Origin of the sequence: Rhodococcus sp. UYP9 (assembly GCF_040547235.1) — a bacterium.
In the GTDB taxonomy this organism is placed as follows: domain Bacteria; phylum Actinomycetota; class Actinomycetes; order Mycobacteriales; family Mycobacteriaceae; genus Rhodococcoides.
Genome location: NZ_JBEPPH010000008.1, coordinates 110,889 through 132,418, shown reverse-complemented (window position 1 = coordinate 132,418; position 21,530 = coordinate 110,889). Strand labels below are relative to the sequence as shown.

The following is a 21,530-nucleotide window of genomic DNA, read 5'->3' as shown; positions in this document are numbered from 1 at the left end:
CGTCACCGAGGTTGCCACCGGCAGTAACGGGGGTGGCTCACCTAAGGTGGTGTGATGATCGACATTCGGTTGCGTAGAACGATTCGCTTTGCACCGATGGCGTTGGTTCCGATCCTGCTGATCGCCAGCACCTTTCCTGGGGAGTTCCACGTCCCGTTGAGTTACTGGCTCCTAGGATGCGCGTCGGCGGCGATCTTCGCCGTAGGCGACAGGGCACCGCTCGCCGCGTCCATCACGCTGTCGGCGTTGTCGGTGCCGATGTTCGCCGCGCAGGCATGGGGCGTCTCGGAGCTTGTGCCCTACCTTGGTGCTGTAGCCCTGGGCGAGGTGGCTTTACGCTCGTCCAGGGCATCTCGGATTTTCGCAGCCGTGGTCTGGGCAGGTGCGTTGGTGCTCGGGTCGTGGCTCGACCACCCCGATATCTTGTGGCGCTGGGCAACAGTTGTCTCGACTGCACTTTTCGTCGGACTCCCTCTGCTGCTTGGTCTGTACGTTCGTTCGCAGCGCGAGCTTGCGGCGACCTATGGACAACGCGCCGCGGACGCAGAAGCCCGGACGGCCACAGCTGAAACAAGTGCACGATCAGCGGAGCGAACAGCTGTGGCAAGAGAATTGCATGACCTCGTCGCGCACCACATGGCTGCGATCGTGTTGCGGATAGGGGTAGCGCGACACGTAATCGGAGGGGTCGATCCACGAGTGGATGAAGTGTTCGATGATGTACACCTCACAGCATCGGATGCATTGGCCGACATTCGCCGACTCCTTGCCGCGTTGCGCGATCCGTCCCTGGACGAAGTCCCTCTTGTGGATCCCGACGCCGTACGGTCCGAAATTTTCGACGCCATAGATCGCACTCGACGTGCCGGATACGAAGTGAAGGCCCATGTGGATGCAGATATCAGCGAACTGGATGCAATCAGCAGGCTCTCGTTGCTCAGGGTTGTGCAGGAGGCGTTGACGAATGTCATGAAACACGCGGCCACCGCGTCGGCTGTGAATCTGTCGATAGTTCGCAAGGGTGCGGGGTTCTCGGTTCAAATCACCAATATTGGAGTCAAAAATAGCCCGCCTAGCGGCGAAGGATACGGAGTCGTCGGCATGAGAGAACGCATAGCCCTTCTGGGCGGACAACTAGCGACAGCAGCAACCGTCGACGGATGGGAACTCGATGCGTGGATCCCCGCCGCAGCAGACGCTGCCCCTGCAACACCTGGACACACGCTGTGATCCGGTTGACGATCATCGACGATCAACGCTTGATACGGGCCGGCCTTCGGATGTTGTGCGAGTCGACACCGGATTTGGCCGTTGTCGGCGAAGGATCCAACGGCGTAGAGGCAATTCGGTTAGCCGCCGAACTCTCACCCGATGTGACCTTGATGGATCTCGGGATGCCCGGTCTCGGCGGTATCGAGGCAACGAGACAGATCGTGGCATCCCACCCTGGATCGAAGGTGCTGGTGCTGACAACCTTCGATGACGACGATCACCTTTACCCCGCGTTGGCCGCCGGCGCTGCCGGGTTTCTGGTGAAGGACACCGCGCCGGTGGACCTGCTGAACGCAATCCGGCGAACGGCAGACGGCGACTTTTTGTTCTCACCACAGCTCATGCGTCGAATCGTAGATCGCGCCCTCACTGCCGCCCCGCACGGTCCGGACGGTCCAGAAGCCGAGATCCCAACAGCCTCGTTGACTGCGCGAGAACAGGACGTGCTGAAGCTGGTCAGCGAAGGTTTGAGCAATCAAGAGATCGGGAGTCGACTGCACATCGGTGTAACCACGGTGAAATCGCACATTTCGAACCTTATGGAGAAAACGGGGTGCGACAACCGAGTCCGTCTTGCGATATTCGCCAATCGCACTTGTCAATGATGCTTTTCATGTTGTGCCGGTATCGAATTCATGCCCGAAGTATCGAGTGGAGGGCTGAGCGTCTGCGCTGATCGATCACCCGACTCGACCACCACGAACTGCCCCATCATTCCCTGATCTTCATGCATCAACATGTGGCAGTGGTACATGTATGGCTGCGCTGTATCGGTGTACTCGTCGAACCTCAGTGCCAGCCGTATCCGCTGACCCGGAGGTGTGTACACAGTGTCCTTCCATCCAGCGAGCTCGGGCGGCGGTGGAGCCCCGTCGATGTCGACGATCTGAAACTGTGCATCGTGTACGTGAAAGTTGTGTGGCCAATTGTCCACGTTCTTCACCGTCCATACCTCGGTGGTATCGACAATCGACGCAAAGTCGATGCGGTTCATATCCATGCGTTGGCCGTTGATCATGAACCATCGCATTTCAAATGTTCGCTCTACCACGGGCCTCCCGATATCCAGTTTCGGTAGAACCGAAAGTACAGCAGGGAGCTCCGGCGACGCTCTGAGACGTTGCTTTCCGCGCAGTTCGAGAATATCGAAGGTATCCGCAAAGCCGAAGGTGTCGGCGGATTCCCGACCCACACCGCCGTGATCGTCGATCGGAAATGATTTCAGTATCGAATCCGTTCCCGATTCGATACTGACGATCACCTCGACGCGTTCACCCGGGCTGATCTGAATCCTACTCAACAACAAGGGCTTTCCCAGCAAGCCACCGTCTGTCGCTACGAGCTGGAACTCGCGGAAGTCTTCGAACCCGAGGTTGTACAAGCGTCCTGACGATCCGTTGAGGATGCGGCGTCGAATGCGTTCGGTAACGACAGGCAGGAACGCTCCGGCGATACCGTTGGTGACAATAGTGTCGCCCAGCAGCCCGATATCGGTGGAATCCGATTCGTCGAGACTCCCGTCCTCCTTGAATCGACGATCTTGAATGATGAGCGGTACGTCGTCCACTCCGTAGTCACCGGGCAGTCCGAGGGAATCGGAAACAGCATCGTCGACGAGGAAAACCCCCGCGAGTCCGCGGTACACGTGCTTTTCCGACGAACCGTGTGGGTGCGGGTGGTACCACAGTGTTGCGCTCGGCTGGTCGATGGTCCATGTCGGTTCCCACTTGTCACCGGGGTCGATACTCTGAAGGGGCCCGCCATCGAAGCGGGCTGGAACGTGCATTCCATGCCAATGCACGGTCGTTGGCTCGGGCAGCGAATTTTCGACAGTGAAAGCCACAGTCTCGCCGCGACGAGCACGCAACGTCGGCCCCAGCTGCGAACCGTTGTATCCCCAAGTGGCCGTCGTCTTCCCAGCGACCAGCTCTGCGGCGCCGGCTGCTGCGATCAGCTCGAAATGACGGGTGCCGTTGGCATCGATCCGGGACTCGGCAATGGGCGGTATCGGCAACTGCCGCAACGGCGACGCTCGAACCGGTTCGTTCCCGCCGCCGCTGCATCCGGCGAATATCACGATCGGTGTCGCGGCAAGGCCTGTCAAGAAGTGCCTTCTGGATAGTTGTTTCACGATGCTCCTCGTTCGGGCGGGACAGTGCGATGCCCCGCACCTTCCCGACCAGTCTTCCTAGTTGGAACGGTCGAATCTTCGGTCCGATGGGCCCCCCACTGCGGTAAGCCCTCCTACCCAGGTACCTGGTCGTAGAAGCGTTTCCCGTGCTGGGTAGTCGGTTGCGTTCGTACCGCAGCGAGTTCTCCGAAGGGCTGCGTCGAGCATCGTCGGATGAAAGGGGTCCGGATTCACCGCAGCCCGGGGGCCTGGACAGAGCGGGTGTCGAGAAACGGACATATTCGGCCTTCGCAACATTAAGCTGACGAAACGCAGATCATGAGGAGGCCCCATGACGCAGCTCGGTCCAGATGAACAGACCGGTCGCCAGTCCGATGTGGACGGGTTCGAAGAGGTCGATCAGCAGTCGGCCGGTGAACGGGCCGAAGAGGTTAAGCCGGGCCGGCGGAAGCGTCAATGGATCGGACTCGCGGCCGGCGTACTGCTGGCCGTGGTCGTCTACGCGATCATGCCGGCAGATGTCGATCATGCTGCGCGGTTGACCGCCGGGACCGCGGTTCTGATGGGTATCTGGTGGATGACGGAGGCCATCCCGATTCCCGCAACTGCACTGTTGCCCCTCATAATTTTCCCGATCTTCGATCCCGACGTCGCCGTCAACGACGTGGGAGCGTCCTATGGCAACAACATCATTTTCTTGTTCATGGGTGGCTTCCTACTGGCTCTTGCGATGCAACGGTGGAACCTTCACCGTCGGATTGCATTGCTGACTGTCAACGCCATGGGCACCAAGCCGACGATGGTGATCGCCGGATTCATGATCGCGACGGGTTTTCTGTCTATGTGGGTCTCGAATACCGCCACTGCGGTCATGATGATCCCCATTGGTGTCTCGGTTCTGGTTCTGGTGCTCGACATCGGAAAGAAGGCCGGGGTGGAGCACGCCACCGAAGAAGCTGGCACGGACCCTTCCGCGCAGGCACATTCGGCGTCGCCCGATGACCTGCCGACCGACGTGACGGTCACCGAGGCGGTGATCAAAAGCAATTTCGGGACCGCCCTGATGTTGGGCATCGCCTACGCCGCTTCGATCGGCTCTTTGGGGACCATCATCGGTACACCCCCTAATACCTTGCTCGTGGGATATTTGGAGGGCGAGGGGATCACCATCGGATTCTTCGAATGGATGGTTGCCGGAGTTCCACTCGCCGTCGTTCTACTGCTAGTCGCATGGTTTTTGCTCACCCACGTCTTGTTCAAGCCCGAGATCGACGACATCCCCGGCGGTAAGGGCCTCATCAGGGGAGAACTCGATGCTCTGGGGAAGATGTCACAGGGTGAGATCCGGGTGGCAGTCATCTTCTGTCTAGCGGCTACATCCTGGGTCGCGGTTCCGCTGATCTTCGATGACCCCCCGATCTCCGATACCGGCATCGCCATGACCGCGGCCATTCTGTTGTTCTTACTCCCCAGCGGAGGTAAGGCCGGAGTGCGTCTTATCGACTGGGACACGGCAATCAAACTGCCGTGGGGGGTATTGCTGCTGTTCGGCGGTGGACTCGCCCTATCGGCCCAGTTTCAGTCCAGCGGCCTGACCGATTGGATCGGTAGCGTGGCAGCGGGTCTCGACACGATCCCCGTGATCCTGTTGGTCGTCGTGACAACGACCGCGACCATCTTCCTGACCGAGCTCACCAGCAATACTGCGACAGCGGCGACATTTCTTCCGTTGGCAGGCGGTGTGGCGATGGGCATGGATCTCGATGTGCTGCTTCTGACGATTCCGGTCGCGCTCGCGGCAACATGCGCGTTCATGCTGCCGGTGGCGACACCACCGAACGCCGTCTCGTACGCGAGTGGCTACATCACGATCGGTCAGATGATGCGAGGTGGCCTATGGCTCAACCTCATCGCGATAGCTCTGATCACCGTCGCCAGCTATACCGTCTTTGCCTGGTCCTTGGGAATCGCGTCGTGACGATCTGCTCGGTCTGAAGAGGCATGCTGGGAATTTGTAAGAGAAACAGCGCAAGAGAAACAGCTCTGCCAGGAACACGAATTCGACTCGACGAAAAAGGTATGAGTGATGTCAGGGGACTCGGCACACCGACTCGAGCGGTGGCAACGATATTGGAACAAGCAATCGGCCAACTACGACAAACATATGACATTCCTCGATCGAGTTCTCTTTCGAGACACCAGATCGTGGGTCTGCGCCCGAGCCGAAGGTCGGGTGCTCGAGATTGCCATCGGTACTGGCCTCAATCTGGACCACTACCCAGCTGGCGTCGAATTGACCGGCATCGAACTCAGCCCGGAGATGCTTGCTCGCGCAGGCAGCAAGTCCAGGGAAGCCATGCCCGGAGCGCAACTGATGCTCGGTGACGCGCAGGCCCTGACCTTCGACGACGAGTCCTTCGATACGGTCGTCTGCACGTTCTCGCTCTGCGCAATACCCGATCCCGATGCGGCACTGGCAGAGATGACGCGTGTCCTTCGGCCCGGAGGGATATTGCTGCTGGCCGACCATGTGGCTTCGTCCATTCGGGTCGTTCGATGGCTTCAACGAGTCATCGAGTTGATCAGCGTCCCGATGGGGGGTGAGCACTTCCTCCGACGACCCTCCGACTCCGTCAGCCGCAACCGAAATTTCACCGTCGAAGAAATCGACCGGTTCACACTCGGGCTGGTCGAACGATTGCGGGCACAGCGGATATGAGTGCCGATGTCGTAGCCGAGGGCACGCATCGAACGTCCGACCATCGACTGTTTATGACAGCTTGATTCGAGACCGCTGTGACGGCTTGATCCAGGCCTATCTGCGACTCGCCGCAGCGGTGGTGACGGTTTGAGCTGAGACCACCTCGGTGTTGGTGGCATCTTGTTGTCTGGACGCCAGTAGCTGGTGGAGTGCAGTGATGGAAACTCGGACGGAGTTGTTTGCTCGAATTCGGAGAGATGCCCGGGTCGAGGGCTATTCGATTCGGCAGTTGGCTCACCGGCATCAGGTCGACCGGGCTACGGTACGGATGGCGTTGGCGCACGCGCAGCGCCGCCGAGAAGAGTTGCGGTGCGTTGTTCACCAAAGCTCGATCCGTTCAAAAACGCGATCGACGCCATGCTCACCGTAGATATCGACGCACCACGCAAGCAGCGTTACCGGCCCGCCGAATCCTCGCGAGACTTGCCGACGAGCATGGGGCAAGAGTTGTCGTATTCGACGGTGCGTGACTACGTCAGGGTCCGGCGAGCGCAGATCGACGTCGAAGCCGGACTCCACATCGAAGTGTTCATTCCGCAAGAACACGCTCCCGGAGCTGAGGCGGCGTCCGATTTGAAGGCCGGTCATCATCTGACGAAAGGGTCTCCCTCGGCGGAGAATCCAGCCACAGACGTTCTCTGGGCTGGCCAGGTCGATCTCGGTCTCGATCATCACCCAGAGTCGGCGGTGAACTTTTGTGTGCTTCTCAGGAACCCTGTCCGCGCTCTTTCCCGCTAACTCAGGGTCAAGCAAGCTGATTGCCTCGACCACCGCGGCGGCAACATCATCGAAACCGGCACGGACTCCTGCCGACTCGCTCATACCCGAGCTCAGCAATCTGCCTGATCCGTGCATCAGGGTGGGTTCGGATCAAGCCGCCCTGCTGGACCTGAATGGGATTGACATATTCGTCCACCGTATTACCTGAACATCTCGGGTCGTTTCGCATACTCTGACCTGACAATTAGTGTTCCCACCGTGATAGCGAACGTGCACTCTGAAAGGCTAGGTCGCATCAGTGCTGATCATAGGAATTATTCTCTTCGGTCTTCTGATAGGTGGCGGCGCTCAGTTGATCTTGGGCAGGTCCAAGACCGGCATGGACTGGACGCTGGCGTTCACCGCCGGCATCGTGGGCTCCTTCGTCGGTGGCTTGGTGGTGAGTTTGATTGCCGGCGACGGAATATCGCTGCGGCCGAGCGGAATCATAGGATCACTATTCGGAGCATTGCTTGTCACGGCACTGTGGCAGCGGTTCAGCCCGGCCAGATCGAACTCCCAGTAGCGGGAGCGAGTCACCCCAGGTATGCAGCACGTGACTTACGCAGTTCGTCCAAGATTTCGTCCGTAGCATTGCCGAGCGGCGGCGCCACGTCGAGTTTGTTCAACGGTGAATCGCTCAGCTGCAGGGCGCACCCTGGAACCGGTGTGCGTCCCTTCACCGGATGCTCGACGTATCGGATCATCCCGCGGGCAATCAGATGCTCGTCGGTGTCTACTTCCTCGAGCGACTTCACTGGCGCGCAGGGGACGCCGACAGCCTGAAGCTCGGCAATCAGGACGTCACGGGGCAAGGTGGCGGTCCAGGCGGCAACCATTTCATCGACCTCGTCCATATTTTCCACACGGTCCGCTTCGGTGACGAACCTCGGATCGACACCCAGCTCCGGTTGCCTCATGCTGGCGATGACGCCATGCCAGTGCCTTTCGGCCATACAGATCAGTGCGATCCAACCATCGCTCGACGGGTAGACATTGTAGGGGGCTATCGCGAGCCCAGAGTGCCTGTTTCCGGTGCGTTCAGGGATCTTACGATCCGGAGAATTATGTAGTCCTCCTAAGCCCGAGGCGAGCATGGGGTAGATGGTGTCGTGCATCGACACCTCCACAATCTGGCCCTTCTGAGTGTGTTCCCGTTGGTAGAGCGCCGCGGCGATCGCGGCGAACAGGTGAACTCCACCGGAGAAGTCGACGAACGCCAGCCCTGACTTCGTGGGAGGTCCGTCGGGTGTGCCGGTGCTGGAGATGCTGCCGGACATGGCTTGGACAGTAATATCCATCGCAGACATGTGCGCGTACGGCCCGGTGGACCCGTAACCCTTGCCGGACGCAACTATTAGTCGAGGATTCAGCTCTCGGAGCTTGTCGAAATTAAGCTCCAGACGGTCCATCGTGCCAGGTGCGTAGTTCTCGATGAGCACGTCTGCAGTGCGGATCAACTCGAGCATGTTCTCGTGCCCTTCAGACGACTTCAGATCGAGCACCACGCTGCGCTTGTTGGAGTTGAGCATGAGGAACTCGTGCGACTCGGTCTCTTGATGTGAACGGAACCGCAGCATCTCACCGTTCGGCGGTTCGATCTTGACAACGTCGGCACCCAACTGCGCCAACAAGAGCCCGCAATAGGGGCCGTTGTAGATCTGCCCTAGCTCCAGAACTCGGATACCTGCGAATGCCGAGGACATGGCGTACTCCTTCTGTGTTTGTTCGGTAGTGACACGTTCGTTGTGCTCGGGCCGGACATGTATGTGCAGCTTCCGCGTCATTGCAGCGGTCACCGGGTCGAATGCCGCGGATAGATTCATTTCGGCTGCTTTTCGGGTACGACGCTGACCTTGGCTGCGACCGACGCCCTGACGAATTCGGGGACCGGGTGCCAGCGCAACGACGTGGCAGTAGAAGCGGCGGCTGCGACGGTCAGGGCGCCGGCGATGAGGAACACGCTGCCAGGCCCGGCCACCCCTGCTATCGCACCGGCCCCCAATGGAATGGCCAGTTGCGCGGCACGGTTTCCGGTGAGCCGCAACGCAAGTGCAGCGACACGGTCACCACTCGGTGCGGCGACCGTCACCCAGTTCATCGTGACTGGCTGGTTCATACCCCACAAGAACCCAATTACCATGAGGGACAAGCCCAAGACGACGACGTTGCTCGAGATCCCCAAGACGAACACTGCCGGTGCCGTAATGATGGGGGAGGCGATCAGGATTGCGGTCTGCGACCGATGCTGTAACAACCATGGCATGGCGGCACGCGAGATCATCGAAAAGATCGAGCGGGTTGAGACCAGCGCACTCACCACCATCGGACTCAATCCGATCGATTCGCCGACAACCGGCATATACGCGGTAATGAGATCCACTCCGGTGACCACGATCAGGCCGGCGAAAATAGCGGGCACAATTCCGGTGCGACGTACCAACGTGTGCAATGGCACCGGCCGCGATCTGTCACCGTTTCTGGCGACGGGTTTTGTGCGCGGCAGTGAGAGAACGAATGGGATAGCGGCCGCGGCGACGACCGTCATCACTGTCAGCGCCATGTCGGTGTCGACTACATCACCGTGACGTCCATTGGTCAGCAGCACACCGACGATGGGAGTGCCAATGGACTGTCCTACCGAGACAGCCAGAGTGAACATAGCGAAACCGTTGACGTGCTTCTTGCGTTCGGTCAGAGCCATGATGAAGCCTTGAGCACCAATCATCGTCATAACCTGCCCCAGACCAAGGGCGGTGTTTGCGACGGCCAGCGCAACAATCGTCGACGACATTGCCGCCAGGCCAACTGCCGCTGTCGATAGGACGGTGCCGGCGGTGAGAATTCCCCAACTTCCACGGCGGTCTCCATAACGCCCGATCTGCAACGCCAGCACCATTGGAAGTAGCGCAAAGGTTGCAGCAACTATGCCTACGGAGACCGCATCTCCACCCAGGGCGAGCACACGGTAGGACATCGCCACACGCACGGCATCGAACGCGGCGTTGACCAGCAACGCTGCGAGGAAGAGTCGTGCAATTGGGGTAGTCACATCGGTCCTTGGGTCAGCGATCAGGAGACTCTGGCGTGGCGAACTCGGTCAGCCGTGAGCAAGTCGCGTATCAGCCTCCGATGACCGCTCTGAGCCAGGCTTCGGGCACACCCTCGAGGTGGGCGCCGTCCACCACTATCGGCCAGACCGTCTCGCTACCCCCGTCCAAAGCAATTCGAGCCAATCGCGACTCCCAGAATGCAGCCGACCCGAACTCGCCGCGCCACTGCAGCGCAGGCAGTGTGAGCCAATGCAAAGAATGCTCGTGTGTGGTGCCGATCGCCCCGTGCACCTGATGTGTGTTGCGAATGGCAACTCCCAAGGCCCGTGAGACGACGCTGCGTGCAACCGCGACTCGAAACTGCGTGTAGGCGCCGGGAAAACCATGGGCGACAACCTCAGCCAGTGCGGTGTCCACGGCAGCACGCGCCAGGGCCGTCTCTGCGGCGATATCCACTACCAAGTTCTGCACCGATTGAAATTTCGCCAGCGCACGCCCGAACTGATCGCGTGAGGTGGTGTGCGCTATGGAGGAAATGAGCATCCCCTCCATAGCGCCGACGCACTGCACAGCGCGGGCCAGTGCCCCGCACAGGACGTATGCCTCGACAGCGGACGCTTCGACACCCGACCAAGTGACCTCGAACGAATCGGGAATAGAGACCGTGCCCAACGGGGTAGCGGAGATCCCGGGGGTGGATGTGATGGACAGTCGCTCCGTCGGAACTATTGCCAGCTCGTACAGACCGGGTGCCGATGCCGAGCGAACAAGGGTGACTGTAGTGGTGGCGCCTGCCCAAGGTACGTTACGTGCAAGCCCACTCATGTCGAGGACGGCCACAGTAGTGGTTGCTCCGGCTGGTTGGGTATCGATTCCAGCGGCTTGATGTAGGGGGCCGGCGAGCAGGTCGGTCTCCGCGTACGGCACCGCAACACCCGCGGTGGCGGCGGTGCGTAGCAAGGCTGCCGCCTCGATCCAACCGGCGCCGGACCCACCGGTGCTCTCTGGTGTGGTCAGGCGCGCCAACCCGACATCGATGAGAGTGGCCCACACGGCATCGGGCGGGGGCGCAGAACCCGGGGTGTGGAATCGTGCAAACAAGTCCGTCATCAACTCTTGCAACGCATCGTCCACTGCTAAGTCTTGGCCGTTACCAGCCTGATTCGTGGTGGCATTCATCAGCGCATTCCTAATCCCCGCGCGATCACGCCGCGCAGAATTTCGTTGGTTCCACCGCGGAGTGAGAATCCCGGGCGCTGGTGCAATCCGGCGCGGAGGAGGCCGACAATGTCGTTCCCCGCTGACACGGTTTCGTCACCCAACCGGGAGGAAACGGTGTCCACGATGTCGCCTTCAGTGGTGGTGCCCAGTAACTTGACCAGGGCAGCCGGAATGTCAGATGGTTCACCGCGGTGCAATGAGCTGGCGACGTTCTGGCTCAGTGCGTGGAGGCCTGCCATGCGGGCAAGTGATGCGCCCAGGTCGCTACGCTCCGGAAGTACGCCCGTATGCATCGCCCCGACCTCGGCTGCAAGCAGATAGAACGACGACAGGAACCGCTCGGGGCCACTGCGCTCGAAGGCCAGCTCCGAGTTGACTTGCTCCCAGCCCTTCCCCGGGGTGCCGAATACCTTCGAATCCGGGACAAAGACCTCGTCCAGAACTACCTCGTTGAAGTGATGGTCACCGCTGAGTGAGATGACCGGCTTGGTCAAAACACCTTCACTGCTCAAGTCCACAATGAATTGGCTGAGACCTGTATGTCGGTTGGAAGTGTTCAGCGGTTCTGTTCGAGCAAGGACGATGAAGGCCTCTGCGCGGTGGGCGCCCGATGTCCATACCTTGGTACCGGTTACATGCCAACCACCATCGACTCGCACACCCCTCGTGCGCACGCTGGCCAAGTCGGATCCGGAGTCAGGCTCGCTCATACCGATGGCAAAGCAGCATTCTCCAGCAGCAATGCGCGGTAGATACTCGCGTTTTTGCTCCTCGGTCCCGTAGCGCAGCAGTGAAGGAGCGATCTGCCGATCCGCTACCCACTGCGCTGCCACGGGTGCGCCGACAGCGAGTAGTTCTTCGGTCACCACGAAACGCTCCATATGGCTGCGGCTGTGACCGCCGTACTCGCAAGGAATGGTCATTCCAACCCAACCGCGTGCGGCAAGGCGTCGGGTGAAGCCTTCGTCCCAGCGCGTCAGCCACGTATCCACGGAGGGAGCGAGACGGCCTGCAGCGATTTCCTCGGCGAGGAACGAGCGGACCTCAGCGCGTAGCGACGTCATCTTCTCCGTCGGCCCGGTGAAGGGTGGCGCGAAGGATGTGGTCATTTGAACTCCTTGCAGGTTGGTGGCCGAGACCTTGAGGCGACGGTAGTACAGATTTAGACCTTTACGCAATAGAGGATCACGTTACGTAAACAAGTAAACACGGTTGAGATGTTGTTAATGTGATCTCATGACTGACGTGACTTCGAGCGCATCGAGTGGACTGAATGCCACCAGCAGTGACCTGGCTTCCACTACCAGCGAATCCGCGAAAGGGATCGGAGAGGACAGGCGGCTCGAACTAGGCAAAGTGCCCGAGCGTCCGCGGCATCGCATGATCGACCGCGTCGCAACGATCATGGAGATGGTTGCGCGATCCGGCACGGGTATGACCCTGACCGAAGTGTCGAAAGAGCTCATGGCGCCGGTGAGCTCCACTCAAGGACTTATGAACGGCCTTGTGTCCGTTGGGTATCTGGAAGAACGCGACCGCGTTTACACACTTGGAGCCGCGCTTTACCTTCTCAATGTCGTTGCGGGACGTCCTCCGGTTGCGGCGATTCGGCATGAGCAACTCGAACAGGTCCACGCGGAAACTGGGTTGACAACTGTCCTTTCCACCGCGGTGGGTGACGAACTCTTCTACAGTGACCACGTCTCGTCCGACCCTCGCTACGCCTATCTTGCCGAGGGGCACCTGCGCAGATCGTTGCTGCGCACCTCGGCCGGCTGGTTGCTTCTCGCAGACAAAGAGCAACGTGATATTTGGGCGTACCTCAATTCGCGGCCTGCCGAGGACGCCGAGCGAGTGGACGCCTTCCTCCGAACCTTGACCGAACTCCGCGAGACCCGTGTGTGCATGGCCCCCTCGATCGGAGAGGACGATGCCGACGGTGTTTCTATCGCCCTTCGCGAAAGCGGTCGCACTATCGCCGTCCTCGGCGCCGTCGGTTCGGTGTCGGACATTGCGGATCGGCGTGAGGAGCTGCTCGAAATATGCCTGCGCCACGCGGCCAGTTGGGGTCTGCGCTGACCGCGCGTGGTTGAACCGGGGGTAGTGAAACCACGCGGGCGGCTTCATCGTGAACGTTCAGGCTCCGCGATACTGGCCTGGCCTCTTCTCGACGAAAGCGGTGATGGCCTCCTGGTGGTCCTCCGTGTGATGAGCCATGGCCTGCATGGCCGCAGATAGCTGCAATAGTGACTCCAGCGACTGGTGTTCCGACTCCCGCAACAGCTGTTTCGTCATTCGCACCGAGTGTGGTGGGTTCTTGGCCACACGCGCGGCCAACTCCATCGCCTTCTCTACCAGCTCGTCTGGCTCGACCACGTAGTTGACCAACCCCCATTCGAGCGCCGTCGCCGCAGGGACCCGGTCGCCGGTGAGCGCCATTTCCGCTGTCCGTGCACGGCCGATCGTCTTGGTCAGCAACCATGCACCACCGTCGCCTGGGATGATGCCGAGTTGGACGAAGCTCTCCGCAAAGAAAGCTTTGGTCGAGGCGACCCGCAGGTCGCACATCAATGCCAGATCGCACCCTGCACCGACGGCGGGCCCGTTGACAGCCGCGATCACGGGAACCTCGCAGTGGTAGAGCGCAATTGGTATGCGCTGGATTCCGGACCGATATCCGTTGTAGATGGTGTGCGGGCTGCCCCCGAAAATACTGGTGCGATTGACCATGTCCTTGACGTTGCCTCCAGCAGAAAAGGCGGTTCCCGTACCGGTGAGCACGACGGCTCTGACATCGGGGTCTGCGTTGACCGCGGCGACACGCTCACACAGCGCATCGATCATCGATGCGTCGGAGATGGCGTTGCGAGTCTCGGGCATATTCAACGTCCACGTTTCGACGTGGTCGGAGCGGCTGATGAGAAGTGGAGAAGAGCCGGACATACGGAGTCCATTCTGTAGAGGGGTTATGCAGGCGATCAAGGCACGAATTACTGCATGGAGTTGGGAAGCCACAGGACCAGTGCCGGGAAGATGAGGAACACCAGCGCTATCAGCAGCATGGCGCCCACATAGGGTGCGGCACCGCGGAATACGTCTTCGACGCGCTGACCGGAAGACTTGGCCACCACGAAGACGTTCAGACCCATCGGTGGGGTGACCAGACCGATCTCGGCGAGAAGCACCACGAATATACCGAACCACACAGGGTCGTACCCAAGTTCGACCGCCAGTGGCAGGACCACGGGGACAGTCAGTGCGATGATCGCGATCTGGTCCATGAAGAAGCCCAGAATCAGATAGAGCATCGCGATGAACAACATGATGACTACCGCCGGTAGCGCCAGTCCGCCGACCCACGCAACAATCGTCGGTGTCACACGAGTCTCGGTGAGAAAATGTCCGAAGACATGGGCCCCGACAATGATTGCGAAGATCATCGCCGTGGTCTTGGTGGATTCGACGAGCGTCTTGCCGATCGCGGACAGAGAGAACTTGCCCATCGCGGTGACCAGAATCAATGCGGCCACGCAACCGAGTGCTGCGGCTTCGGTGGCTGTAGCGACGCCCAAATAGATCGAGCCGACCACGGCCAGGAAGACGAACACCAGTGGAAACGCCGAGACGATAGCCCGGCCCTTGTCGGCCCAGGATGCCTTCTCCCCGTGCGGGACATTCTGCGGATTGCGAATCATCGAGATATACATGGTGGCGATGAGCGACAGCGCGATGATCAGGCCTGGAACGAAGCCGGCTACGAGCTGGTCACCGACACTGACCTCGGCGGTGATTGCATAGAAGACCAGAATGATCGAAGGTGGGATCATCGCGGCAAGAGTGCCGACCACTGCGACGCTTCCGCCCGCCATTTTGGGGCTGTACCCCTCATCGATCATTTTGACCGTAGAGGTCTGGGCGAGCGTCGCGGCCGCAGCGGTGGAGGAACCGGACACCGACGCGAACGCGGTGCCCGCTGCGATGGATGCCACCGCAGTGCCGCCCCGGATGCGGCCGACCACAGCACGAGTTGCGTCGAACAACGAGTCCAACAGCCCGGACAGCATTATCAGGTGCGCCATAAGTATGAACAGGGGAACTGCGGACAAAGAGAAGCTCATCACCGAGGTCGCCGGCGCGGTCTGCATCACGCCGTCGAGCACACTAGGCCCACTGACGAACGCAATACCGACTATGCCTGCACCCAAGATGGCGAACGAGACCGGCACACGGACGAGGATCAGTACGAGCAACAGCAAGACGATCAGTAAGGCAGTCATGTCAGCTTCCTTCCGTCGTGCCGTTGGTCTCGTAGTCGGTGGAAACCCGATCCACCGACGAGGTCAGTTCGCGGTACAGGTCGATTGCGACGACTGCGGCGCCAAGGATTGCGGCGACGGGAATGATCGACTTCCACCACCAGGTCGGCCAGGGGAGGTCTGCCATACCAGGGGGCGGCGCCTGCCCGGTGACGAAAGCGAAGTGAGCCGCCTGCGTGCTCGAATAGACCAGCAGGACAAGTGAACCGAGAATAAGTAGGTAGGTCAGGATCAGTAGGATCTTGCGTGCGAGAACTGGAACTCTTTCGAATATCGTCGCCACCGCCACATGTGCACCCGAGCGATACGCAGTCACGGTGCCGAAGAATGCAATCGACATCATCAAATATTGCTCTACCAGCCCGACGTTCCAGCCCAGGGGCGAGTCGAAGGCCATGCGGGAGACGACCTCTACCGTGGTGAGAACAGCGATCACCGCGATGGCAGTTGATGAAATCACTGCGCATACCGCCGAGATCCCATTCTGGACCGCGTCCAGTCGCGGATGGTCGGTGGTTAGGTACCCGAAAGTCGTACGCTGTGCAGGAGACTCCCCGTGCTGGTAAAAGATAGTCTCGGGTTGGACGGAGGGGCTCGCGCTGCCGATCACTTCGTCTCACCGGCTTCCTGTGCCTCTGCGTCTTCGAATGCGGCAGTCGCTTCATCGAGAATTCGCTGCGCTGGTAGGCCGATGGCAGTCAGGTCGTCGACCCAATTACGGCGCACGTCCTCCGCGATCGAATCCCACGCACGGCGGTTTTCATCGGTGACCAGATCCATTTGTACGCCTGCGTCGCGCATCGCCTGCTTGGATTCGGCCACGGACTTCTGAACCTCTATGCACGCCGCTTCCTGGGCGACATCGGATGCCTCGGTGAGCACGGCACGCTGCTGTCCCGACAGGTCTTGCCACACGCTCTCGGAAATCGAGTAGGTCGCTGTGAACCCGCCCAATTCCGCGCCGACGGTGGAGTAGTGCAGAACTTCTTCCAGTTTGTATGGAGTGACGCTGACGGGGCTCGCTAACGTCCCCTCGACTGTTCCACGAGAAATCGCCTCGTACAGGTCCCCGATCGGCATCGAGACACCGGCTGCGCCTGCCACATCGACCACTCGATCTGCGACTCCGCCAGTCGATCGCATGATCTTGCCATCCAGATCCGCAGCCGAGTTGATCGGAAAGTTACCGCTCATGGCCTCGTATCCGGAAACGTATGCGACCCACAGGGGATGCACATCTTGCTGCCGGAGTTCGTGCTCGAAGAGTGTCGTTCCGGGTTGCATCATCGCCCGCATCGCGTTGGCACCAACGCATGAGTTTTCGGTGAGTCCAGGGAGATCGCCGACGTTCGACAATGGCAGCTGGGTGCCGACGTAGGCGGGAGAGACCGCTGCGATTTGCGTGACACCGGTGCGGAGCAATGCAGGCGTATCGCTCTGCTTGCCGAGCTGACCCGATGCGAAGTACTCGACCTGCAGCCCCACATCTGGACCGTCCGCCCGCAGGATGTCGAGGAAGGTCTTTGTTCCACTTCGGCCGATTGGGTGGGTGGCAGAGAAACTGTCTGCAATCTTGAGGATCACGTCGCCGTTGTCGTCGTGCGGGGCTCCTGGGGCTGCGCAGGCCGCCAACGTCAGGAGTGAGACTAGGGCACCCGCGGTCTGTTTGCGGCGCCTGCCTGGACGAATACTTCGGTAGCGACGGACTGTATGCGGTGACGCGGCGCTGGCAAAAGCGTTCAAAGCGACCACAACTTCCGTATTGAAGGAATCGGATATGTATATACGTACCCGATGCGAGAAAGGTTACCGAGTGATTGGGGTCACTGTCAATGTCCGGGTCGAGTATTGGAGGACCCGGTCCGCCAGAGGTGCGTCGTGAAGCGTGGGTGGAATGGCTACACGCGCTTCAACATTCGGACGAGGTTTCGGGGAGTGGCCCAGTACACTCAGCGGCCACGGAATTGCGGTACGCGTCGCTGGCCGAACGCGGAGACTGCCTCCTGCGAATCAGCGGTGCCCAGGAGTCTGATCTGTCGGTGCTTCTCGGTTTCGAGTGCGCTTGCCAGCGAAGTCGCCGGATCCGCAATCGAAGCTTTCGACGCGGCCATGCCCAGAGGTGCATTTTCCAGCCATGATCGCAGGTGAGTCATGGCCGCCTCGTCGACTGCTCCGTCATCTGCCAACTCGTCCACCAGTCCCCACGACAAGGCTGTGCGCGCGTCGAGCGCCTCTGCTCCAATAAGCATCTGATTCGCACGAGCCGGACCTATTCGTCGAGGAAGCGACCAAGTAAGTCCTGCATCTGCAGAGAGCCCAATCTTCGTGAAGGGTGCACCCAGTTTTCCGCCCTTGGCGCAAACGACGTGATCGCATGCCGCAGCAATCCCTAGGCCAGCGCCGAACGCGCCACCCTCGACCGCAGCGAAAACCGGACGTGCGTTGGAAGCGATGGCCGACACAATTGCCGCAAGGTGATCGAAGCGTGTCTCATCGGCAGTAAAACCTGCGGAGTCACGCAAATCGCCGCCACTGCAGAAGTAACCGTCCGCGCCTGTTATCAAGATCCCGGCAACGTCCTCGGCTACCCGCTCGAGGAGGACCCGAAGAACCTCTCGCATAGCTAGGCTGAGCGCGTTTCGACGACCAGGGTTGTTGAGTGTAAGGACCTGTATGCGTCCTTCGCGTCGTGATTGGACAAGTTCGGACAAGTTATCCACCCTTCGATTGCCCCCGAAGCGTCGCGAAGACCGTATGGCCCGTGCAGTATGCGTAGTCACAGTCACGTGCCCCCCTCGATCAGAGGGTAACCCCGAGGTCGCGTCGTCAGTGGGTCTTCGAGGCACCACTAGCGACTGGTAATGAATAAGTCGACACGGCATGTCGACCCGGTTTGTCAGAGATGAACAGGCAATGCTCGACGGCTCGAGCACCGATTGCGTCGTATTCGAAGAGGTATAAACGAGGGATGCCATCGATTGATACGTCCGCACCGCCCACCACTCCGCTTCGTACTGCGGCCCGGTACGCGCTGTCCGGTGCGCTGGTATTCGCCGGATTGAGCCACCTCTTCTGGGCGCGCGAGGATTTCCAAGCTCAGGTCCCACGATCGATTCCCCTCGATCCCGACGGTGTCGTCATGGCTTCCGGTGGTGTCGAGATCATGCTCGGCGTCGGGCTTGCCGTGTTGCCGCGCGATCGGGTTCGGATCGGCCGGCTCCTCGCGGCCTTCTTCGTTGCTGTGTTCCCTGGGAATATCGCTCAGTACCGTAACAAGCGGGACGCGTTCGGCTTGGACACCGATCGGCGACGGTTCGTCAGACTGCTGTTTCAGCCGGTACTTGCGGCTTGGGCACTATGGTCCACCGCCGTCCCGAAAAGACGTTAGGCAGTGCCTCACCGCTGCGGCCTTCTTTGACACGCCGCCATTGACACAGTCAATCGTGTCCTAACCTTTGTGCCGCCAAGAGATCTCGCTTCGCGGCTTCGTCCCGAACTTCGGACAGAAATGTTCCGAAATTACCTTCACTGCACACTGGAACGTGTTCTCATTGGGTCTCCAGCACTCGACAGGAGCACCTAGTGACGCGTGACGACGTCGCGGAAATCGAACAACTGAAGTATCGGTACCTTCGGACCCTCGACTGCCGCAGGTGGGACGAATTCGCAGAGACTCTGACCGAGGATGTCGTTGCCGAATACGGTGAACACCTGCGGTTCACCTCACGCGATGATGTTCTGGCATTCATGCGTAGCGCGATGGTGCCGGGACTGATTACCGAGCACCGCGTAGATCACCCGGAGATCATCGTCGAGGGCGACAGCGCAAGTGGGGTGTGGTACCTGTCCGACATGGTCATGCATCCCAAGTATGGCGCCATCCTCAGAGGTGCAGCGTTCTACGACGACCGTTATCAGCGGGGCGAGGACGGCCGTTGGCGTATAGCGCACACCGGTTACACCCGAACCTATGAATTCACACACGAACTCACTAGCCTGCCCGGATTCAGAATGACAGCGGATCCGTGGCAGGACGGAAGGACACAGTTGTGACCGAAAACCTCACTGGCAAGATTGCTTTGATCACCGGAGGCGGCCAGGGAATCGGACGGGGCGTCGCTCTGGAGTTCGCACGTGCTGGGGCCAAGTGCTTCCTCGTCGGCCGTACCCGCTCGAAACTCGAGGCTGTGGCGGAGGAGATTGCGCAGGTGACCTCGGCTGCAGACGTCGCTGTCTACGAGGTGGACATCGCCTCGGACGGTGCCTGCGAGGCTGCTGTCAGCGCCGCAATGGACGCTTTTGGCGGCGTCGACATTCTGGTCAACAACGCTAATTCCGCGTTCCCGGTACCGCTCGACGAATCCGGCGACGACTTCTTCGACTACGCCCTGAGAACAGGACCACGTGCGGTACTACGCCTGATGCGAGCCGTCCACCCATCCATGGTGGAGCGGGGTGGGGGAGTCATCATCACGATGATTACCTCGTCCGCAGTTCGTTGGGACACATCAGGATTCGGGGTCTACGCCGCCACCAAGGAAGCCATGCGAGTGCTGACTCGGACCGCCTCCAGTGAATGGGGACATGAAGGGATCCGCGCACATTGCGTTGCCCCGCACGCACTTACGCCGGCACTGGAGTGGTGGATCGAAAACAATCCGGAGGAAGCCGAAGAGTTCGTTCGGACGATCCCCATGGGGCGTATCGGCGATCCTGAACGCGACATCGGCCAAGCAGTTGCATTTTTGGCCTCGGATTCCTCACGCTATCTGAGCGGCGCGGTCATCCCGTTGGACGGCGGTCAGTCTCGCTGGTGACGCCAGTGTTCAACCCACGTTGACGCCCGCATCCTTCAAATGCGAAGGCCCGCACCCATTCTTCGGGTGCGGGCCATAAGCGAAGTGGCGTCAGTGCTGCAGTGCTGGGTAGTCCGTGTAACCCTCTGCGCCACCGGAATAGAAGGTGTTCTGATCTGGTGTATTCAAGGGCAGATCTTCGCGCCATCGGTACGCGAGATCAGGATTGGCAATGGCGGGGCGTCCGACAACCACAGCATCGCCGATACCGTCTGCCAGGAGGGACAGCGCTTCCTCGCGGCTGGTGATCTCGCCGAATCCGCTGTTGACGAGCGTCGGACCACCGAAGGCTTGCCGCAAGCTCTGGACAAGTTCCCCCGCCGGATTTTTGTGCAGCACGCTGAGATACGAGAGCCCGAGTGGCGCGATCCGATCGACGAGCGCCAGATAGGTCGCCTGCACGTCGTCGGCGTCCTTCTCGTAGGCATCTTGGATGTTGTGCTCGGGAGAGATACGAATTCCGACTCGGCCTGCGCCGATTGCCTCGACAACGGCCTCGACTACTTCAGCGACGAAGCGGGCCCTGTTCTCCGGTGATCCGCCATAGGAATCGTCACGTCGATTCGACGCCGGTGAGAGGAACTCGTGGAGCAAATAGCCGTTTGCACCGTGAATCTCGACGCCGTCCATGCCAGCTGCGATCGCGTTCTTCGACGCCTGCACGAACTCCTCGATCACCGAGGGCAGTTCATCGGTTCGTAGTGCACGCGGGACCGGATAGGACTTCTTGCCGTCGTAGGTGCGGGTTTCGCCTTCGATGGCGATCGCGCTGGGCCCCACTACCTCGCGGCCGCCCGTAGTCCCCTCGTGCGTCACGCGCCCGGCGTGCATGACCTGGGACACGATCAGGCCACCTTCGGCATGCACTGCGTTCGCGACGTCGCGCCAACCAGCGATCTGCTCAGGCGTGACGAGCCCGGGCTGACCCGGGAATCCCTGACCTGCATGAGACGGATATGTCCCTTCGGTCACGATGAGACCGAGCGAGGAACGCTGCTTGTAGTGCTCGACCACCAGGGGGCCGGGAATTCCGTCTCGTCCTGACCGGACACGTGTCAGCGGCGCCATGACCAGCCTGTTTGCAAGCTTCAGTTCACCTAAGGTCAAGGGGGAAAACAACTTCACTGGTTCGGCTCTTTTCGTTGGCAACACTGCGTTCTT

General features: G+C 60.2%; 20 protein-coding genes and 1 pseudogene. 10 read left to right on the top strand and 11 right to left on the bottom strand.

Annotated features, from left to right (window positions below; all coding sequences use genetic code 11):
• The first annotated feature begins 54 nt into the window (after nucleotides 1-54).
• The gene (locus ABIB36_RS19870) at nucleotides 55-1,230 is read left to right on the top strand and encodes a sensor histidine kinase (protein ID WP_354562672.1); all 1,176 of its coding nucleotides are present in this window, start codon (nucleotides 55-57) and stop codon (nucleotides 1,228-1,230) included.
• On the top strand, nucleotides 1,227-1,877 hold the full coding sequence (locus ABIB36_RS19865; protein WP_354562674.1) for a response regulator: 651 nt from the start codon (nucleotides 1,227-1,229) through the stop codon (nucleotides 1,875-1,877). The genes ABIB36_RS19870 and ABIB36_RS19865 overlap by 4 nt, the downstream gene beginning before the upstream one ends.
• Here the strand turns inward: ABIB36_RS19865 and ABIB36_RS19860 are convergent.
• On the bottom strand, nucleotides 1,871-3,403 hold the full coding sequence (locus ABIB36_RS19860; RefSeq protein WP_354562676.1) for a multicopper oxidase family protein: 1,533 nt from the start codon (nucleotides 3,401-3,403) through the stop codon (nucleotides 1,871-1,873). The genes ABIB36_RS19865 and ABIB36_RS19860 overlap by 7 nt on opposite strands.
• Before the next feature lie 331 nt (nucleotides 3,404-3,734).
• Here ABIB36_RS19860 and ABIB36_RS19855 point away from each other — a divergent pair, with 331 nt between their 5' ends.
• From ABIB36_RS19855 to ABIB36_RS19840, 4 genes and pseudogenes are all read left to right on the top strand, one after another.
• Nucleotides 3,735-5,381 (top strand): SLC13 family permease, encoded by a 1,647-nt coding sequence (locus ABIB36_RS19855; protein ID WP_084345319.1) that lies wholly within the window; start codon nucleotides 3,735-3,737, stop codon nucleotides 5,379-5,381.
• Nucleotides 5,382-5,489: 108 nt separating this feature from the next.
• Complete coding sequence (locus tag ABIB36_RS19850; protein ID WP_354562679.1) at nucleotides 5,490-6,122, top strand: class I SAM-dependent methyltransferase; 633 nt, start codon at nucleotides 5,490-5,492, stop codon at nucleotides 6,120-6,122.
• Between the two features lie 199 nt (nucleotides 6,123-6,321).
• Nucleotides 6,322-6,737: pseudogene (locus tag ABIB36_RS19845) on the top strand (IS21 family transposase); the annotation flags it as partial.
• A 445-nt stretch (nucleotides 6,738-7,182) separates the two neighbouring features.
• Entirely contained in the window at nucleotides 7,183-7,449 is a 267-nt protein-coding gene (locus tag ABIB36_RS19840; RefSeq protein ID WP_354562681.1) for a GlsB/YeaQ/YmgE family stress response membrane protein, read from the top strand.
• A 10-nt stretch (nucleotides 7,450-7,459) separates the two neighbouring features.
• Here ABIB36_RS19840 and ABIB36_RS19835 read toward each other — a convergent pair whose 3' ends face one another.
• The 4 genes from ABIB36_RS19835 to ABIB36_RS19820 all read right to left on the bottom strand — a co-directional run bounded on the left by ABIB36_RS19835 (nucleotide 7,460) and on the right by ABIB36_RS19820 (nucleotide 12,306).
• Entirely contained in the window at nucleotides 7,460-8,749 is a 1,290-nt protein-coding gene (locus tag ABIB36_RS19835) for a CaiB/BaiF CoA transferase family protein (protein WP_354562683.1), read from the bottom strand.
• Nucleotides 8,746-9,975 carry an MFS transporter gene (locus tag ABIB36_RS19830; protein ID WP_354562685.1) on the bottom strand — a complete coding sequence of 410 codons (1,230 nt, stop codon included), beginning with the start codon at nucleotides 9,973-9,975 and terminating at the stop codon, nucleotides 8,746-8,748. The genes ABIB36_RS19835 and ABIB36_RS19830 overlap by 4 nt, the downstream gene beginning before the upstream one ends.
• A 70-nt stretch (nucleotides 9,976-10,045) precedes the next feature.
• The gene (locus tag ABIB36_RS19825) at nucleotides 10,046-11,155 is read right to left on the bottom strand and encodes an acyl-CoA dehydrogenase family protein (protein WP_354562687.1); all 1,110 of its coding nucleotides are present in this window, start codon (nucleotides 11,153-11,155) and stop codon (nucleotides 10,046-10,048) included.
• A complete protein-coding gene (locus ABIB36_RS19820) occupies nucleotides 11,155-12,306 on the bottom strand; it encodes an acyl-CoA dehydrogenase family protein (protein WP_354562689.1) in 1,152 nt (383 codons plus the stop codon). Before ABIB36_RS19820 ends, ABIB36_RS19825 begins: the two co-directional genes overlap by 1 nt.
• Before the next feature lie 271 nt (nucleotides 12,307-12,577).
• Between ABIB36_RS19820 and ABIB36_RS19815 the strand changes: the two genes are divergently transcribed.
• On the top strand, nucleotides 12,578-13,276 hold the full coding sequence (locus ABIB36_RS19815) for a helix-turn-helix domain-containing protein (RefSeq protein WP_354562828.1): 699 nt from the start codon (nucleotides 12,578-12,580) through the stop codon (nucleotides 13,274-13,276).
• A gap of 57 nt (nucleotides 13,277-13,333) precedes the next feature.
• On the opposite strand, the gene ABIB36_RS19810 is transcribed toward ABIB36_RS19815, so the two are convergent.
• The 5 genes from ABIB36_RS19810 to ABIB36_RS19790 form a co-directional block, all read right to left on the bottom strand.
• The gene (locus ABIB36_RS19810; protein ID WP_354562692.1) at nucleotides 13,334-14,140 is read right to left on the bottom strand and encodes a crotonase/enoyl-CoA hydratase family protein; all 807 of its coding nucleotides are present in this window, start codon (nucleotides 14,138-14,140) and stop codon (nucleotides 13,334-13,336) included.
• A gap of 47 nt (nucleotides 14,141-14,187) precedes the next feature.
• A complete protein-coding gene (locus ABIB36_RS19805; RefSeq protein ID WP_354562694.1) occupies nucleotides 14,188-15,474 on the bottom strand; it encodes a TRAP transporter large permease in 1,287 nt (428 codons plus the stop codon).
• A gap of 1 nt (nucleotide 15,475) precedes the next feature.
• Nucleotides 15,476-15,973 carry a TRAP transporter small permease gene (locus tag ABIB36_RS19800; RefSeq protein WP_354562696.1) on the bottom strand — a complete coding sequence of 166 codons (498 nt, stop codon included), beginning with the start codon at nucleotides 15,971-15,973 and terminating at the stop codon, nucleotides 15,476-15,478.
• Between the two features lie 146 nt (nucleotides 15,974-16,119).
• Entirely contained in the window at nucleotides 16,120-17,265 is a 1,146-nt protein-coding gene (gene dctP, locus ABIB36_RS19795) for a TRAP transporter substrate-binding protein DctP (RefSeq protein WP_354562698.1), read from the bottom strand.
• Nucleotides 17,266-17,462: 197 nt separating this feature from the next.
• Nucleotides 17,463-18,395, bottom strand: coding sequence for an enoyl-CoA hydratase/isomerase family protein (locus ABIB36_RS19790; RefSeq protein ID WP_354571662.1), 933 nt, complete (start codon nucleotides 18,393-18,395; stop codon nucleotides 17,463-17,465).
• A gap of 86 nt (nucleotides 18,396-18,481) precedes the next feature.
• Between ABIB36_RS19790 and ABIB36_RS19785 the strand changes: the two genes are divergently transcribed.
• The 3 genes from ABIB36_RS19785 to ABIB36_RS19775 all read left to right on the top strand — a co-directional run bounded on the left by ABIB36_RS19785 (nucleotide 18,482) and on the right by ABIB36_RS19775 (nucleotide 20,330).
• On the top strand, nucleotides 18,482-18,901 hold the full coding sequence (locus ABIB36_RS19785; protein ID WP_354562702.1) for a DoxX family protein: 420 nt from the start codon (nucleotides 18,482-18,484) through the stop codon (nucleotides 18,899-18,901).
• Nucleotides 18,902-19,095: 194 nt separating this feature from the next.
• Nucleotides 19,096-19,566: a nuclear transport factor 2 family protein gene (locus ABIB36_RS19780; protein ID WP_084345324.1), complete on the top strand. Its 471-nt coding sequence runs from the start codon at nucleotides 19,096-19,098 to the stop codon at nucleotides 19,564-19,566.
• The gene (locus ABIB36_RS19775) at nucleotides 19,563-20,330 is read left to right on the top strand and encodes an SDR family NAD(P)-dependent oxidoreductase (protein WP_084345325.1); all 768 of its coding nucleotides are present in this window, start codon (nucleotides 19,563-19,565) and stop codon (nucleotides 20,328-20,330) included. The genes ABIB36_RS19780 and ABIB36_RS19775 overlap by 4 nt, the downstream gene beginning before the upstream one ends.
• A gap of 90 nt (nucleotides 20,331-20,420) precedes the next feature.
• Here the strand turns inward: ABIB36_RS19775 and ABIB36_RS19770 are convergent, their stop codons facing one another.
• Nucleotides 20,421-21,494, bottom strand: a complete 1,074-nt coding sequence (locus ABIB36_RS19770) for an alkene reductase (RefSeq protein ID WP_084345326.1) — start codon at nucleotides 21,492-21,494, stop codon at nucleotides 20,421-20,423.
• Between the last annotated feature and the right edge of the window lie 36 nt (nucleotides 21,495-21,530).

Bases quoted from the DNA above. Each gene is read 5' to 3' on its own strand.
- ABIB36_RS19870 (WP_354562672.1), top strand. From the start codon at position 55: ATGATCGACATTCGGTTGCGTAGAACGATTCGCTTTGCACCGATGGCG.
- ABIB36_RS19855 (WP_084345319.1), top strand. From the start codon at position 3,735: ATGACGCAGCTCGGTCCAGATGAACAGACCGGTCGCCAGTCCGATGTG.
- ABIB36_RS19850 (WP_354562679.1), top strand. From the start codon at position 5,490: ATGTCAGGGGACTCGGCACACCGACTCGAGCGGTGGCAACGATATTGG.
- ABIB36_RS19835 (WP_354562683.1), bottom strand. From the start codon at position 8,749: ATGAATCTATCCGCGGCATTCGACCCGGTGACCGCTGCAATGACGCGG.
- ABIB36_RS19825 (WP_354562687.1), bottom strand. From the start codon at position 11,155: ATGAATGCCACCACGAATCAGGCTGGTAACGGCCAAGACTTAGCAGTG.
- ABIB36_RS19820 (WP_354562689.1), bottom strand. From the start codon at position 12,306: ATGACCACATCCTTCGCGCCACCCTTCACCGGGCCGACGGAGAAGATG.
- ABIB36_RS19815 (WP_354562828.1), top strand. From the start codon at position 12,578: ATGATCGACCGCGTCGCAACGATCATGGAGATGGTTGCGCGATCCGGC.
- ABIB36_RS19810 (WP_354562692.1), bottom strand. From the start codon at position 14,140: ATGTCCGGCTCTTCTCCACTTCTCATCAGCCGCTCCGACCACGTCGAA.
- ABIB36_RS19805 (WP_354562694.1), bottom strand. From the start codon at position 15,474: ATGACTGCCTTACTGATCGTCTTGCTGTTGCTCGTACTGATCCTCGTC.
- ABIB36_RS19790 (WP_354571662.1), bottom strand. From the start codon at position 18,395: ATGCCGTGTCGACTTATTCATTACCAGTCGCTAGTGGTGCCTCGAAGA.
- ABIB36_RS19785 (WP_354562702.1), top strand. From the start codon at position 18,482: ATGCCATCGATTGATACGTCCGCACCGCCCACCACTCCGCTTCGTACT.